The organism is Pseudomonas sp. ABC1, from assembly GCF_013395055.1.
Classification (GTDB): domain Bacteria; phylum Pseudomonadota; class Gammaproteobacteria; order Pseudomonadales; family Pseudomonadaceae; genus Stutzerimonas.
The window spans coordinates 946,307-961,579 of record NZ_CP058349.1 but is presented as its reverse complement, the minus strand read 5'-3'; the positions used below and the strand labels follow the sequence as shown (position 1 = coordinate 961,579).

The window sequence follows — 15,273 nt, the reverse complement described above, 5'->3', positions numbered from 1 at the left end:
AGGCGAGGTTGCCGTTATGCCATGCGCTGCCAGTCGTTTGCCCGTGAGCGTGATACTGGATTGCGGGATGCGGGTGCGCTTCCTGCACACGCCGGAGGTGGGGCAGTGTGCCGCGCTGGTGCGTGTGCATGCGGGGGCTCACGACGCGCCGGCACAGTACCCTGGGTTGGCGCATTTTCTGGAACACATGGTGTTCCAGGGCAGCGCCGGCTATTGCGCCGAAGATGGGCTGATGCCATACATTCAGCGCCATGGCGGGCAGCTCAATGCCTCGACCCGCGAACGTCATACGGATTACTTCTTCCAGGCGCCAGTCGAGCGCCTGGAGGCGGGGCTGGACCGCTTGTCCGATATGCTCACGGCTCCTCTGCTGGATATCTCAGCGCAGCGGCGTGAGCGTGAAGTCGTGCATGCCGAATTCCTGGCGCGCTCGACGGACGCCGAAACGTTGTGCGATGCGGCACTGGGGACGCGGGTACAGGCGCATCCTTTTGCGGCTTTCCATGCCGGTAATCGTGACACGCTGCCTGTGGATGACGCCGCCTTCCAGCATGCGCTGACAATCTATCACCGCGATTTCTACCACGCAGGCGCGATGGAGTTGCTGCTCGCGGGGCCTTTTTCCCAGTCAGTGTGCGAACGGTATGCGCAGTCGTTCTCCGTGTGTTTGCGCAAGGGCCGGGTCGAGCCTGTCCAGGTGCCTGCACTGAGGGTGGAGGCGCGGTGTGCGCTACGACTGCAACTCGAGCGCTCCCAGCCTTTTCTGGGGTTGGCGTTCTACCTGGATGGTCTTGCCCAGGATGCATCTCTGGCCTTGGCGTTTCTCACGCAGCGGATCGTGTCCCGGGCGCGTCATGGTCTGCATGATCGCCTGCTGCATGAAGGGTTGTGCCATGGCCTGCGCCTGCGCGCGCCTTATTGGCATGCTGGGCAGGGCGTCGTGGTCTTCGATGTGGCCTTGTCCGAGGCGGGGTTGGCATGCGTCGCGCGAGTCGAAGCGATACTGTCGAGCTGGTTGGCGTTCACTGCCCGGCAGCCGCTTTCCACCGAGGCCTGGCAGGACTACTGCCAGGTTCGTAGTAATGCCCTGTCGAGCATGACGCCGTTGGAGCGGTTGCGACACTGGGTCGAGCAAGCGCCAGATGCCGATCACTCACATGCGGCGTTGGCCAAGGCACTGCATGAGCTTGTGGCGAGCATGTCGAGCCAGCGGCCATTGCAACTGTTGACGGACACCAGGGATGCACCCTGGGTCCGATCCACGGGTTTCAGTCTTCGGTTACTGGAGCACATGGAGACGCCTGTTCATGTCGATGAGTGGCACTGGCAGGTGCCCATGCGCAATCCGTGGTTGCGGTCGGAAACATTGGCGAACGAGGTTTCTATTCCGCCGGCTTTGCGCATGGTCATGGCTGGCGGAGAAAGTCGTCTGGGAAGCTTGCATATTCGCTGGCGCTTCAGTGATGGCTCGCCGTCCGATATCAGTCGGCAGCGATTGCAAGCGTTCTTGCGAGCACATGCATGGAAGGCTGAAGAAGCGGGTGTGCATTGGCGACTGGAAGACTTCGGCTACACCTGGGTGCTGACGCTGCGGGGCATTGCGGATGCCATTGTTACCGTCGTGGCGGCGCTCGCTCCGGGGTTGCATGATCCGGTCACCAGGGGTGAAGGCTATTCGCCGACGGATGATCGGATGCTGCTGAGGCGGTTGCTGGAGCGCCTGCCTATGGTCGTGGGCAAGGACGCTTGCACACTTCGTCAGGATTTTCCTGCGCTCTGGGTAAATGCCCAGTGGGATGCGCTGGCCGTTGGGCTGCCGCAGTCCCTTGCGGGCGCTTTGGCCGAGCTACCAGGCATACCGGCCACGGATGTTGGCGCGCCGCCTGTCATGCCGGTTGGGGAGCGTTGGTTCGATGCCGATATGCGAGGCGATGAAGTGGCTTTGTTGCTGTTCTGTCCGCTGCCGTCGCAGGAGCCGAGCGTCGAAGCCGGGTGGCGATTGCTGGCGCGCCTTGTGGAACCTGCGTTTTTCCGGCGTTTGCGCACGGAGTTGCAGCTCGGCTACGCCGTGTTCGCAGGGTTTCGCCAGTGTGGCGAACAGTGCGGCATTGTTTTTGGCGTCCAGTCACCGACTGCCGGTGGCGAGGGCATTCTCGAACACATACGTGTATTCCTCGACGCTTTCGACGAGTCACTTGCCGCTTTGCCGTTAGCGAGTGTGCAAGAGCAGGCTCGACTGATCGCGCGGCAGCTGGATGATCCGGACGCCTCTGCATACGAACGTGCCGATCTGCTCTGGCAGGCCTGCCTGGCGGGCCATGCTCTGGACCGGTCTGAGGTGGTGGTGCAGGCCTTGCGCACGGTCGATATCGATCTGCTGCGCACGAGTTTGCAGGCGCTCCGCTTGGGCAGCTGGCGGATTCTCGTCAGTCAGCGGTAGGCGTGGAACGTCTGGAATAAGGCTCTGCTGTATCCATAGTTCCAAAGCGCTACTACTTTGGGGTGGCGGGCCAGAGTCTTTGTATGCGGTCGGTCGGAAGACTCCAAAGAAGTAGCGGTTCGACGCCATGGCATCGTATGAGGGGAGGGTGGGGCTTTCGATAATCGACTCCGACACGACTGCCGTCGTCAATACAGCGGAGAGCGCCATGTACAAGAACAAGAAAGCCCTGATTCCCCTGACCCTCGCCAGCGCCGTTGCCATGGCCCTGAGCCAGGCGGCCAATGCCGAGATCGTCCTGTACGACAAGGACGATACGACCTTTTCCACCGATGGCTATATGAACGCCTTCTACGTGCACAGCAATGTCAACAGTGACAACAATGTGCGCGACCGGAATCAATCCCGCGTGAAAATGGGCTTTCTGCCCAACTGGATCGGCTTCAACTTCGGCAAGCAGGTCGACGGCCTGCAGATGGGTGGGCGTGCCTCCTTCTGGGTCACCATCAACGACAGTGACGACAACGGCACTGGCACCGATATCGATGTTCGTCAGTTCTATGGCACCGTGGCCAGTCCGGAGTGGGGCGAGGTGTTGATCGGTAAGGATTTCGGCCTGTTCGGTCGCTCCAACATCTTCCTCGACGAGTTGCTGGCCGGTTACGGCAATGTCAGCGACAGCCTGGGACTGGTGGACGGTAATGGCGTTTCCTTCGGCAATATCGGTACAGGCTATGTCTATGCCTTCCCGACCTCGCAGATCACCTATCGCAACAACAACCTGGCCGAAGGGCTGCGCGTTGCCGTGGGTATCATGGATACCTTCGACTCCAACCAGCTCGACACCAGTATCGTGGACAACCAGGCTTACCAGGACAAGCCGCGTTTCGAATCCGAGGTGAGCTACCAGTTCGAACTGGGCGGCTCCAAGATCTACAGCTGGGTCAACGGCACTTACCAGAACTCGAAAAATCGTGTCAACAACGCTGCCTATGAGGACGACCTGACCAGTAAAGGTCTCGGCTATGGTCTGCAGGCCAAGATGGGCGGCCTGTCGCTGACCGCTTCGGGCTTCCAGGCCAAGGGTATCAACCCCTTCTTCAGCAACAACGCGGGTCAGGGCATCCTGCGTGATACCGACAGCGATGGCTACCTGCTGCAGGGTTCCTATACCTTCGGCAAGAACCGTATCGCACTGTCCTACGGCCAGACCAAGGACGATGGCAACGGGCTGGGTGCGAAAGCCGACTACGAAACCAGCGGTATCGCGTACTTCCGTACCATCAATGACAACCTCAAGTTGGTTGCCGAATACAACGTGCATGAAACCGATGCCAAGGATGCCTATGTAGCCGGCACTCTGACCGGTGCAGGCAGTATCCCTGACGTGGAAACCAAAACCTTCGCGGTGGGTGCTGTCGTCAGCTGGTAAGCGCTGCCAGGAGTTTCTTCTCGATTGGCAGGGGGCGTGAGCCCCCTGCCTTTTTTCGTTTTCCTGGCGCATTGATAGTTATTTGACGGCTCTTTGACGTAGACGATTGCGTCGATGTGACCTGCATGCAGGTACTCGCGTCTGAACTGCATGACACGGTGAGGTGCGTATGCGCGATCCCTTTGAAGAATCCTTGCGTGACCTGCTCAACAAGCCCACGATGCGCGACGACGATGCCCGTCTCGGGCGGGTGCTGAAAACCGCGAATCGTCAGGTTGGTGCCTGCGATATCTTCGGCCTCGTGGGGCATTGGTTGCAGGCTTCGCTGATTGCCCTGAGTGGCGGTTCCCGTCACGTCATGCCGGTATCACGGCGCCATTCCCCGTCCACTTCGTTCGACAAGGCCGATTGACCATGGAACTCGATCCCTGGACACATAGTCTTCTTTCCGCCATGAGCTCCCTGTGGGCGTCCGTGGCTGCATTCATTCCCCGGCTGTTCGGCGCATTGATCGTGGTGCTGATCGGTTTCGTCGTGGCGCGACTGCTCGATGCGCTGCTGTCCAAGCTGCTGGCCAAGCTTGGCCTGGACCGGCTGATCGCGGGTACGGGGCTGAACAAGTTGCTGGGGCGTGTGGGCATCCGTGTCCCGCTGTCCACGTTGATCGGCAAGATCGTGTATTGGTTCGTCTTGCTGATCTTCCTCGTATCGGCGGCGGAGTCCTTGGGGTTGGAGCGCGTCTCTGCGACGCTCGACATGCTCGCCCTCTATGTGCCCAAGGTGTTCGGCGCTGCACTGATTCTGCTTGGTGGCGTGCTGCTGGCGCAGTTGCTCAGCGGCCTCGTGCGCGGTGCGGCGGAAGGTGTTGGTCTCGATTATGCCGGTGGGCTTGGCCGTATTGCCCAGGGGCTGGTGATCATCATCAGTATCTCGGTTGCCATCGGGCAGTTGGAGATCAAGACCGAGCTACTTAATTACGTCGTGGCCATCGTGTTGATTTCAGTGGGGCTGGCGGTTGCCTTGGCGCTTGGTCTTGGGAGTCGAGAGCTGGTCGGACAGATTCTGGCGGGTATTTACGTACGTGAGTTGTACGAGGTTGGGCAGCGTATACAGTTGGGTGAGCTGGAAGGGCAGATCGAGGAAATTGGCACGGTCAAGACGCTGTTGCTGACAGACGATGACGAGCTCGTGTCGATTGCCAACAAGACACTGCTGGAGCAGCGTGTTGGCAGTCGTTGAGACGCCGTATCTGGTAAAATCGGCGCCAATGCGGCCTTGTGGTCGGTGGTTGTGCGCCCCTCAGTCGGCCTGATGCTCCTTGACTAAATCCCACTCATCCTCAATGCGTTACAACCCGTGCGAGCTTACGGACGAAGAGCTTGTGCTGCGTGCCCATGGCGAGTTGTTCCATGTCACGCGGGCTTACGAGGAGCTCATGCGGCGGTATCAGCGCACGTTGTTCAATGTGTGTGCGCGCTACCTGGGTAATGACCGGGATGCGGATGATGTGTGCCAGGAAGTGATGCTCAAGGTGCTTTATGGGCTGAAGAACTTCGAAGGTAAGTCGAAGTTCAAGACTTGGCTCTATAGCATCACTTATAATGAGTGCATAACGCAGTACCGCAAGGAGCGACGTAAGCGCCGGTTGCTGGATGCCTTGAGCATGGATCCGGTGGAGGAGGCTTCCGAGGAGAAAACGCCGAAGCTGGATGACAAAGGCGGCCTTGATCGATGGCTGGTACACGTCAACCAGATTGATCGCGAGATCCTTGTGTTGCGTTTTGTCGCAGAACTGGAGTTTCAGGAAATTGCGGACATCATGCACATGGGGCTCAGTGCGACTAAAATGCGCTACAAGCGCGCCCTTGATAAATTGCGGGAAAAATTTTCTGAGGAAGTGGAAACTTAATCGGCACTCAATGTCCTAATGCCAAGTGAACAGCTTGGGCATGCAGACAGCCGGTATCCTTAGATTGTTCTGATAACTAACCACCAGATGGGGATTTACGGATGAAACTGAAAAACACCTTAGGCGTCGTAATTGGTTCGCTGGTTGCCGCCACTTCTGTCAGCGCGCTGGCTCAGGGCCAGGGCGCCGTCGAGGTGGAGGCTTTCGGTAAGCACTATTTCACCGACAGCTCGCGCAACCTGGAAAACGGTCAACTGTACGGCGCTAGCGTCGGCTACTTCCTGACCGATGACGTAGAGCTGGCTCTGTCGTACGGTGAGTACCACAACCTGAACTCCGATGACCGTGTTCTGGACAACAATACTCGTCACAAGAACATCAAGGGCAGCCTGTCCTCCCTGGACGCTCTGTACCACTTCGGTCAGCCAGGCGTTGGCCTGCGTCCGTACGTTTCCGCAGGCGTCGCTCACCAGAGCATCGGCCAGGCCGATCGTTCGGGTCGTGATCGCAGCACCTTCGCCAACATCGGCACCGGTCTGAAGTATTACTTCACCGAAAACTTCTATGCTCGTGCTGGCGTCGATGGCCAGTACAACATCGATGCGAACGAGTCCGAGTGGATGGCTGGCGTTGGTGTCGGTCTGAACTTCGGTGGTGGCGCGCGTCCTGCTCCAGTCGTCGAGCCGACGCCTGAGCCGGCTCCTGCTCCGATCGTTGACGAAGAGCCGGAACCGCAACCGGAGCTGGTTCGTGTCGAGCTGGACGTCAAGTTCGACTTCGACAAGTCCCGCGTTCGTGAAGAAAGCTACGGCGACATCAAGAACCTGGCTGACTTCCTGAATCAGTACCCGCAGACCAGCACCACCGTTGAAGGTCACACTGACTCCGTTGGTACCGATGCCTACAACCAGAAGCTCTCCGAGCGTCGTGCTGGTGCCGTTCGTGACGTACTGGTCAACCAGTATGGCGTCGACAGCGGTCGCGTGAGCTCGGTTGGTTATGGCGAGTCCCGACCGGTTGCTGACAACGCAACCGAAGAAGGTCGTCAGATCAACCGCCGCGTTGAGGCTGAAGTCGAAGCTGAAATCCGCTGATCCAGCGGTCCAGGCTTGACCGGCACTTCCCGGTTTGAATATCGGGAGTGCTGAATAAAAAGGCCCGCATCGAAAGATGCGGGCCTTTTTGCTGGTGCGGTCAGGAGTCTTTCATTCTGATGGTTGTCGTCGTGACAGGCTCGTTCAATCGCTGGATAATGGCTCTTTTGTTCTTGAAGGTCGTGCCTGGCCGAGTTCGGTCGGATCGATTCTGGAGTGCCTGGTTTGATTGTTTTCCGTTACCTGGCCCGTGAGCTTCTGGTCACTGTTGCTGCTGTCAGTGCGGTGCTGCTGGTCATCATCATGAGTGGTCGCTTCATCAAGTACCTGGCCCAGGCGGCGCAAGGTCTGCTGGACCCCGGTGTGCTGTTGATGATCATGGGTTTCCGGCTGCCTGGCTTTTTGCAACTGATTCTTCCGCTGGGGCTTTTTCTCGGGATTCTGCTGGCCTATGGCCGTCTTTATCTCGACAGTGAGATGACGGTTTTTTCTGCGACGGGAATCAGTCCGCGACGCTTGCTTCTCTACACCCTTGCGCCTGCTGCCTTGGTCGCTGGCCTGGTCGGGTGGCTGAGCCTTGGTTTGACGCCGCAGGGCATCGTCGAGGTCGACCGTATTCTGAGCCAGCAGGAGTCTCTGACCGAGTTCGATACGCTGGTGCCGGGGCGTTTCCAGGCGTTGCGGGGTGGGGCGCGTGTCACCTATACCCGTGAGCTCTCCGAGGATCGCAGCGAGCTGGCTGGAGTCTTTATTTCCGAAACCAATCTTTCCCAGTCCGGCAAGAGTCGAGGGGTTTCGGTGTTGGTCGCCGAGCGCGGCCGGCAAGAGGTACAGCCTGACGGTAGTCGGTACCTGATTCTGGAGAACGGCCATCGATATGACGGTAATCCTGGGCAGGCGGACTATCGCGCCATCGAGTACGAAACCTACGGTGTACTGTTGCCCAAGCCCGAGGTGGCTGATGAGGTTAGCGAGCGTGAAGCAATTGCTACGCGAGACTTGATCGGAAGCCAGGACATTCGTTACCAGTCCGAGCTGCAGTGGCGCTTTTCCTTGCCGCTGCTGGTTTTCATCGTGACGCTCCTGGCTGTTCCATTGGCGAGGGTCAATCCGCGGCAGGGGCGATTCCTGAAATTGCTGCCAGCCATATTCCTGTATATGGCCTACCTGGCTTTGCTGATTGCCGCGCGTGGGGCGTTGGACAAGGGGCGGATTCCCCTTTCGCTTGGCTTGTGGTGGGTTCATGGCCTGTTCGCGGTTATCGGCCTGCTGCTGGTGTATTGGGAGTCGCTGCATCTTTGGTTCAAGCGTCGTCGTGCGCTACGAGGAGTGATGAATGGTCAAGCTTGACCGCTACATCGGCGTTCATGTTCTTTGGGCCATTTTGGCTGTCCTCGGCGTGATCGTTGGCCTGGCGCTATTGTTCGCGTTCATCGATGAACTGGGCGATATCAAGGGAAGCTATGGTCTGCTCGATGCATTCGAATATGTCTTGCTGACCGGGCCACGACGTCTTTACGAGATGCTGCCAATGGCTGCCCTCATAGGCTGCCTGGTTGGTCTGGGGACTTTGGCCAGTCGCAGTGAGTTGACGGTCATGCGTGCTGCCGGTGTGTCGCTCGGGCGCATTGTCTGGGCTGTCATGAGGCCCATGATCGTATTGATGCTTGCGGGTGTGCTGATCGGTGAGTATCTGGCGCCCTGGACCGAAGATACTGCGCAGGCCAGGCGCTCGATGGCGCTTGGCAGTGGGGAGGCGCAGAGCAGCAAGCATGGTCTCTGGCACCGTCAGGGCGAAGAGTTCGTTCATATCAACTCCGTGCAACCCGGTGGTGTTCTGCTCGGGGTTACTCGCTACCGCTTCGATGAAGAGCGACATCTGCTGTCTGCGAGTTTTGCGCGCCGTGCGGAGTATCAGAGTGGAACATGGCAGCTCAGCAATGTCTCTACCACGCACTTCAGGGATGAACACACTGAAGTGCTCAAGGCTGCTCAGGAAAGCTGGGATGTGCAGCTGACTCCGCAACTGCTGGGTACGGTCATCATGGAGCCGGAGGCGCTGTCTATTACCGGGTTATGGAGCTATATCCACTATCTGGGAGAGCAGGGGCTCAACAATGCACGCTACTGGCTGGCATTCTGGGTCAAGGCGTTGCAGCCACTGGTGACGGTGGCGCTGGTTCTGATGGCGATTTCGTTCATCTTTGGCCCATTGCGTTCGGTAACGCTGGGGCAGCGCATATTCACCGGGGTAGTGGTGGGTTTCGTCTTCCGCATCATTCAGGATCTGCTGGGGCCGGCCAGTCAGGTTTTCGGTTTCTCGCCCCTGCTTGCGGTGGTGCTGCCGGCGGCGGTATGTGCGCTGGCCGGGCTCTGGCTCTTGCGACGAGCAGGCTGATGTTGCCTGCGAAGGAGTGCGCGGGCACTCCTTCGCTGCGGGATATGGCTATTTCTTGTGTATGTTCTTTGGCAATTGCACGGTTCGGGTTTCCGAGTAGATGTCGTGCCAAGTGCGCTTCTGCTTGTCTATCAGGCTCCACCAGAAGCCAAGCCCGAGAGCAAGCCAGGAAAGAATCGCTATCAGGAAGCGGAGCAGTGCCTGCCATAGGTCGATTGCGCTGCCGTCGGTGTTTTCCACGCGTATCCCCCAGACCTGCATGCCGAGTGTCTGGCCGTTGTGCGTCCAGAATTTGGCGAAGAAGCCGAACAGGCTGAAAAGCAGCAGGGTCGAGAGCAGTGGGTCGATGTCCAGGCCGCCGCTTTCTGCAATGGCCTGCAGTTTTTCGCTGCCGTATATCAGGCGCAGGATCACCTGCTGATAGCAGAGCGTCACTACGATCATCAGTGCTATCGAGAGCAGGCTGTCATAGAAAATGGCGGCCAGCCGGCGTAACAGGCCTGCGGATGGATATTGGCCTTGCGGGTGAAGCATGTGCTTGCGCTTGCGCATCTGGCGTCTCGCAGAAGGGGCGGGCGGGCATTCTACCGAATATGGGGTGTCGAGAGGCTGAGTGAAATCGGCGCACAAAAAAGCCCCCGCTGTTGCCAGCGGAGGCTTTTGAGCTGCTTGGATTCAGCCCTGGACTTGGACCTGGTCGGCCTGCATGCCCTTTTGACCTTGCACAGCTACGAAGCTGACTTTTTGGCCTTCTTTCAGGCTCTTGAAGCCGTTGCCTTCGATTGCGCGGAAATGTACGAACAGATCCGGACCGCTCTCTGGAGTGATGAAACCAAAACCTTTCTCGTCGTTAAACCACTTGACGGTACCGTTCTGACGATTCGACATATCTTTGTGTCCTTGAAACTCAAAAGTAGAATTGCCCCTGTGCATGACAGGAAGCTGGAACTGGTTGCAAGGAGCTTGATAGCCGAACGGGAATGTAGCGGATCAGATGATCTACCGCACCGGTCACGATCAACTGCGACCCATGCAAACACAGTGGGCACACTCTACGATAACTCGCCGGGGAATGCCAACCCCTCGGAGCCATAGAGTCCGTCCACTATCTTGCGTCATGTTTGACGCGATATTTCGGTATTGTTGTTCTGATCGTTTGTCGCTGAGACCGGCTTTTCAGGCGTTAGCTGCTGCCCGATCCTTTGGCAGTTCGTATGCGAACTGTTGATGCTTCATCTGAACCTGAAGCCTGCAGAACCCAGTAACACTGGGATGCCTTTTGCGCTCCATACGGCAGTAATGGCCGTATATGTTGATTGGTGCCTCGAGAGAGACTCGAACTCTCACACTGTTACCAGCGGCGGATTTTGAATCCGCTGCGTCTACCGATTCCGCCATCGAGGCTTGAGCGCGGCGCAGTATAGAGGTGGGAAGACGGACGGTCAATCGTTCTGTCATGGTCAGATTCGGGGCTATCGGATAAGCTCTGCGACCTTTCACGTGCCGGCTTTTTCACATGCAAGTTGCTGATTTCTCTTTTGAGCTGCCTGACGAGCTGATCGCTCGTCATCCTCTGGCCGAGCGTCGGGCCAGTCGCCTGTTGGTGCTGGAAGGGGAAAGTGGGCAGTTGGCCCATCGTTCCTTTGGCGACTTGCCGAGTCTGCTCGAACCAGGCGATCTGCTGATTTTCAACAATACGCGTGTCATCCCTGCCCGGCTTTTCGGGCAGAAGAGTACCGGGGGCAAGCTGGAGATACTGGTCGAGCGTCTGTTGGACGAGCGACGGGTACTGGCCCACGTGCGTTCGAGCAAGTCGCCCCAGCCTGGTGCAGCGATCATCCTCGATGATGCGAGCGAGGTCCGGATGCTGGCGCGCCACGATACGTTGTTCGAGCTGCAGTTCGCGGAGGATGTCTTGCCGCTGCTCGAGCGCATCGGCCATATGCCATTGCCTCCTTATATAGATCGTGCGGATGACACGTCCGATCGTGAACGCTACCAGACCGTCTATGCCCAGCATGCCGGTGCCGTCGCGGCGCCGACGGCGGGCCTGCATTTCGATCAGGCGTTGCTGGACACCTTGCGTGAAAAGGGTGTGGAGACTGCCTTCGTCACGCTGCACGTCGGGGCTGGCACTTTCCAGCCTGTACGTGTCGAGCGGATCGAGGACCATGTCATGCACCGCGAGTGGCTGGAGGTCGGCCAGGATGTGGTCGATGCGGTGGCTGCATGCCGCGAGCGTGGCGGGCGAGTGATCGCTGTCGGCACCACCAGCGTGCGCTCATTGGAGAGCGCCGCACGTGACGGCGTGCTCAAGCCCTATCGGGGTGACACCGATATTTTCATTTATCCGGGTAAGTCGTTTAACGTCGTCGACGCCCTGGTGACCAACTTCCACCTGCCCGAGTCGACCCTGCTGATGCTGGTGTCGGCCTTCGCGGGTTATCCCGAGACGATGGCGGCTTATGCCGAGGCCGTTGCCCGGCGGTACCGTTTCTTCAGTTATGGCGATGCCATGTTCATTACACGCAATCCCGCGGCACGCGGGCCGAAGGAGTCCGTATGAGTCGCACCTGCCACATGGGTTTCGAGTTGCTGGCAACCGAGGGCAGAGCGCGGCGTGGACGCCTGACGTTCCCTCGTGGCGTGGTGGAAACGCCAGCCTTCATGCCTGTAGGTACCTATGGCACGGTCAAGGGCATGTTGCCGCGCGACATCGAGGGGATCGGGGCGCAGATCATTCTGGGCAATACCTTCCATCTCTGGCTTCGCCCTGGAACCGAGGTGATCCGCAAACATGGCGATCTGCATGACTTCATTCAATGGCAAGGCCCGATCCTGACCGACTCGGGCGGCTTCCAGGTGTTCAGCCTGGGAGCGATGCGCAAGATCAAGGAGGAGGGCGTGTACTTTTCCTCTCCGGTCGATGGCGCCAAGGTGTTCATGGGGCCTGAGGAGTCGATGCAGGTCCAGCGTGACCTGGGTTCGGACGTGGTGATGATCTTCGACGAGTGCACGCCCTATCCGGCCGATGAGGATGTCGCACGCCGCTCCATGGAGTTGTCGTTGCGTTGGGCCAAGCGCTCGAAAGTGGCGCATGGCGATAATCCGGCGGCGCTGTTCGGCATTGTCCAGGGTGGTATGCACGAGAACCTGCGCATGCGCTCCCTGGATGGACTGTGCGAAATCGGTTTCGACGGGCTGGCCATTGGTGGCCTCTCGGTGGGTGAGCCCAAGGAGGAGATGCTACGGGTGCTGGATTTCCTGCCGCCGCATATGCCGGTCGACAAGCCTCGCTACCTGATGGGGGTGGGCAAGCCGGAAGACCTAGTCGAGGGCGTGCGCCGTGGTATCGATATGTTCGACTGCGTGATGCCGACCCGCAATGCGCGCAATGGTCACCTGTTCACTGCTGATGGCGTGATCAAGATCCGCAACGCGACCCACCGCCACGACGACTCGCCCCTGGAGGCCGAGTGCGACTGTTACACCTGCAAACACTTCTCGCGCTCTTATCTGCACCATTTGGACAAGTGCGGCGAAATGCTGGGCAGCATGTTGAATACAATTCACAACCTGCGCTACTACCAGCGCTTGATGGCCGGTTTACGCGACGCTATTCAACAGGGTAAATTGGCCGCCTTTGTCGATGCCTTCTACGCCCGACGTGGCTTGCCAACGCCACCGATGCCGTAACGAGTTACCGTCATACACAATCCCTTACGCAACTGGAGTGCTACATGAGTTTTCTGATTCCTGCCGCTTACGCCGACGCTTCCGCAGCCGCCCCCGCGGGTTCCGGCTTCGAATGGCTTTTCCTGATCGGCTTCCTGGCGATTTTCTACTTCATGATCTGGCGCCCCCAGGCCAAGCGTGCCAAGGATCACAAGAACCTGATCGGCAACCTGCAGAAAGGCGACGAGATCGTCACTTCCGGTGGCATCGTCGGCAAAGTCGTCAAAGTGGCCGATGATTTCGTGGCGATCGAGGTGTCCGACTCCGTCGAGCTGAAATTCCAGAAAGTGGCCATTGTTGCAACGCTGCCCAAGGGCACGCTGAAAGCCATCTGAGCTGATCCGATTCAATAGCAACGACGGGGCGCAAAGGCGCCCCGCGTCATTACGTGGGCGGCACCATGCTGAACAAATATCCCCTGTGGAAATATCTGCTGATTCTGGTCGTTCTGGCCGTCGGCCTGGTTTACTCCGCACCCAATCTCTATCCGGATGACCCAGCCATCCAGGTCACCGGCGCGAGCGCAGCCCTGCAGCTCGACGAAGCGACTCTGGAGCGAGCCAGCAAGTCGCTGGTCGATGCCGGCATCGCCGTCAAGGCGAGTGAGCTGGGCGAGCGTGGCGGTCTGATACGCCTGACCAAACCCGCGGACCAGTTGCCGGCGAAGGATGTCGTACGCAAGGCCATGGGGGATGACTATGTGGTTGCCCTCAACCTGGCACCGACCACTCCGCAGTGGTTGCGCAACCTGGGCGCGAGCCCGATGAAACTGGGCCTGGACCTTTCCGGCGGTGTGCACTTCCTGCTGGAAGTGGACATGGACAAGGCCGTCAGTGCGCGTCTGAAGATTTACGAAGGCGAGGTCAAGAGCCTGCTGCGCAAGGAGCGTCTGCGCTATCGCAGCCTGCCGAGCAGTGATGCAGCCTTCCATATCGGTTTCACCGACGAAGAGTCCCTGAGGAAAGCCCAGGCGCTGATTCGCAAGGACTTCACCGATTTCGAGTTGACCACCAGCACGCGCAACGAGCTGCAGGTCGTCACGCTGACCCTGACCCAGGCCAAACTGGCAGAGATTCGTGAATACTCGATCCGTCAGAACCTGACCACCGTCCGCAACCGGGTCAACGAACTGGGGGTCGCCGAGCCGCTGGTGCAGCGCCAGGGTGCCAACCGCATCGTGGTCGAGTTGCCGGGCGTGCAGGACACTGCCGAAGCCAAGCGTATCCTCGGCAAGACCGCCAGCCTGGAGTTCCGCCTGGCTGCCGAGTCCGATGCACCGCGCGCGACCACCGAGGCCTTCGAGTTCCGCGAGCCGGGTCGTCCGCCTGTGGCTCTGGAGCGCAGCCTGATCATCACCGGTGACCAGGTGACCGATGCCCAGGCCAGCTACGACGAGAACGGTCGTCCACAGGTCAACATCCGCCTGGACGGGCACGGTGGCGACCTGATGAACCGCGCCACGCGCAATAACATTGGCCGCAGCATGGCGGTGATCTTCATCGAGCAGCGCCCGCAGACCCGTTACGTGATCCAGGAAGTCGATGGCGTCGAGAAGGAAGTCGCTGTCCAGAGCTTCAAGGAAGAGAAACAGGTCATCAGCCTGGCGACCATCCAGTCGGCGCTTGGCAGCCAGTTCCGTATCACCGGCCTGAATGGCCAGGGCGAATCGTCCGAACTGGCGCTGTTGCTGCGTGCAGGTGGCCTGGCCGCACCGATGTATTTCGCCGAGGAAAGGACCATCGGTCCGAGCCTGGGTGCCGAGAACATCACCAAGGGCATCGAGTCGACCTGGTGGGCACTGATCTTCGTATCGCTGTTCGTGGTTCTGATCTACAAGTTCTTTGGAATCCTGGCTACTGTGGCGCTGATTTTCAACTTGGTGCTGCTGGTTGGTTTGATGTCGGTGATCGGCGCTACGCTGACCCTGCCGGGTATCGCGGGGATCGTGCTGACGCTTGGGATGGCGGTGGATGCAAACGTGTTGATCTACTCGCGTATTCGTGAAGAACTCAACGGCGGGCTATCCGTGCAGCGTGCCATTCATGAGGGTTTTGATCGCGCCTATACGGCGATCATCGACAGTAACCTGACGACCCTTCTGGTTGGTGCCATCCTCTTCGCATTGGGGACCGGTCCGATCAAGGGCTTCGCCGTCACTCTGTCGCTGGGCATTCTTACCTCCATGTTCACAGCAATCATGTTCACCCGTGGCATGGTCAACCTGATCTTCGGTGGCCGTAACTTCAAGAAGCTCTGGATCTGAGG

At 59.0% G+C, this 15,273-nt stretch carries 14 protein-coding genes and 1 tRNA gene; 12 read left to right on the top strand and 3 right to left on the bottom strand.

Features of this window, described 5'->3' with window-relative positions; all coding sequences use genetic code 11:
- Positions 1–67: 67 nt before the first annotated feature.
- The 8 genes from pqqF (at position 68) to lptG (ending at position 9,273) form a co-directional block, all read left to right on the top strand.
- Entirely contained in the window at positions 68–2,440 is a 2,373-nt protein-coding gene (gene pqqF, locus HW090_RS04215; RefSeq protein WP_179112302.1) for a pyrroloquinoline quinone biosynthesis protein PqqF, read from the top strand.
- A gap of 208 nt (positions 2,441–2,648) precedes the next feature.
- Positions 2,649–3,872, top strand: coding sequence for a porin (locus HW090_RS04210; RefSeq protein ID WP_179112301.1), 1,224 nt, complete (start codon positions 2,649–2,651; stop codon positions 3,870–3,872).
- 169 nt (positions 3,873–4,041) lie between these two features.
- The gene (locus HW090_RS04205) at positions 4,042–4,284 is read left to right on the top strand and encodes a CrfX protein (RefSeq protein WP_179112300.1); all 243 of its coding nucleotides are present in this window, start codon (positions 4,042–4,044) and stop codon (positions 4,282–4,284) included.
- A gap of 2 nt (positions 4,285–4,286) precedes the next feature.
- The gene (locus tag HW090_RS04200) at positions 4,287–5,111 is read left to right on the top strand and encodes a mechanosensitive ion channel domain-containing protein (protein ID WP_179112299.1); all 825 of its coding nucleotides are present in this window, start codon (positions 4,287–4,289) and stop codon (positions 5,109–5,111) included.
- 103 nt (positions 5,112–5,214) lie between these two features.
- The gene (gene sigX, locus HW090_RS04195; protein WP_373416365.1) at positions 5,215–5,781 is read left to right on the top strand and encodes an RNA polymerase sigma factor SigX; all 567 of its coding nucleotides are present in this window, start codon (positions 5,215–5,217) and stop codon (positions 5,779–5,781) included.
- Between the two features lie 101 nt (positions 5,782–5,882).
- Entirely contained in the window at positions 5,883–6,875 is a 993-nt protein-coding gene (locus HW090_RS04190) for an OmpA family protein (RefSeq protein WP_179112297.1), read from the top strand.
- 225 nt (positions 6,876–7,100) lie between these two features.
- Positions 7,101–8,225: an LPS export ABC transporter permease LptF gene (gene lptF, locus HW090_RS04185; RefSeq protein ID WP_179112296.1), complete on the top strand. Its 1,125-nt coding sequence runs from the start codon at positions 7,101–7,103 to the stop codon at positions 8,223–8,225.
- Positions 8,212–9,273 (top strand): LPS export ABC transporter permease LptG, encoded by a 1,062-nt coding sequence (gene lptG, locus HW090_RS04180; RefSeq protein WP_179112295.1) that lies wholly within the window; start codon positions 8,212–8,214, stop codon positions 9,271–9,273. The genes lptF and lptG overlap by 14 nt, the downstream gene beginning before the upstream one ends.
- 48 nt (positions 9,274–9,321) lie before the next feature.
- Here the strand turns inward: lptG and HW090_RS04175 are convergent, their stop codons facing one another.
- From HW090_RS04175 to HW090_RS04165, 3 genes are all read right to left on the bottom strand, one after another.
- Positions 9,322–9,825: an RDD family protein gene (locus HW090_RS04175; RefSeq protein WP_179112294.1), complete on the bottom strand. Its 504-nt coding sequence runs from the start codon at positions 9,823–9,825 to the stop codon at positions 9,322–9,324.
- Positions 9,826–9,948: 123 nt separating this feature from the next.
- Entirely contained in the window at positions 9,949–10,161 is a 213-nt protein-coding gene (locus HW090_RS04170; protein ID WP_179112293.1) for a cold-shock protein, read from the bottom strand.
- A gap of 429 nt (positions 10,162–10,590) precedes the next feature.
- A tRNA-Leu gene (locus HW090_RS04165) sits at positions 10,591–10,677 on the bottom strand.
- 112 nt (positions 10,678–10,789) lie between these two features.
- Between HW090_RS04165 and queA the strand changes: the two genes are divergently transcribed.
- The 4 genes from queA to secD all read left to right on the top strand — a co-directional run bounded on the left by queA (position 10,790) and on the right by secD (position 15,271).
- The gene (gene queA, locus HW090_RS04160) at positions 10,790–11,839 is read left to right on the top strand and encodes a tRNA preQ1(34) S-adenosylmethionine ribosyltransferase-isomerase QueA (protein WP_179112292.1); all 1,050 of its coding nucleotides are present in this window, start codon (positions 10,790–10,792) and stop codon (positions 11,837–11,839) included.
- Positions 11,840–11,853: 14 nt separating this feature from the next.
- Positions 11,854–12,969 (top strand): tRNA guanosine(34) transglycosylase Tgt, encoded by a 1,116-nt coding sequence (tgt, locus tag HW090_RS04155; protein WP_179114824.1) that lies wholly within the window; start codon positions 11,854–11,856, stop codon positions 12,967–12,969.
- A 44-nt stretch (positions 12,970–13,013) separates the two neighbouring features.
- Entirely contained in the window at positions 13,014–13,343 is a 330-nt protein-coding gene (yajC, locus tag HW090_RS04150) for a preprotein translocase subunit YajC (protein WP_179112291.1), read from the top strand.
- A gap of 65 nt (positions 13,344–13,408) precedes the next feature.
- A complete protein-coding gene (secD, locus tag HW090_RS04145) occupies positions 13,409–15,271 on the top strand; it encodes a protein translocase subunit SecD (protein WP_179112290.1) in 1,863 nt (620 codons plus the stop codon).
- Positions 15,272–15,273 lie beyond the last annotated feature (2 nt).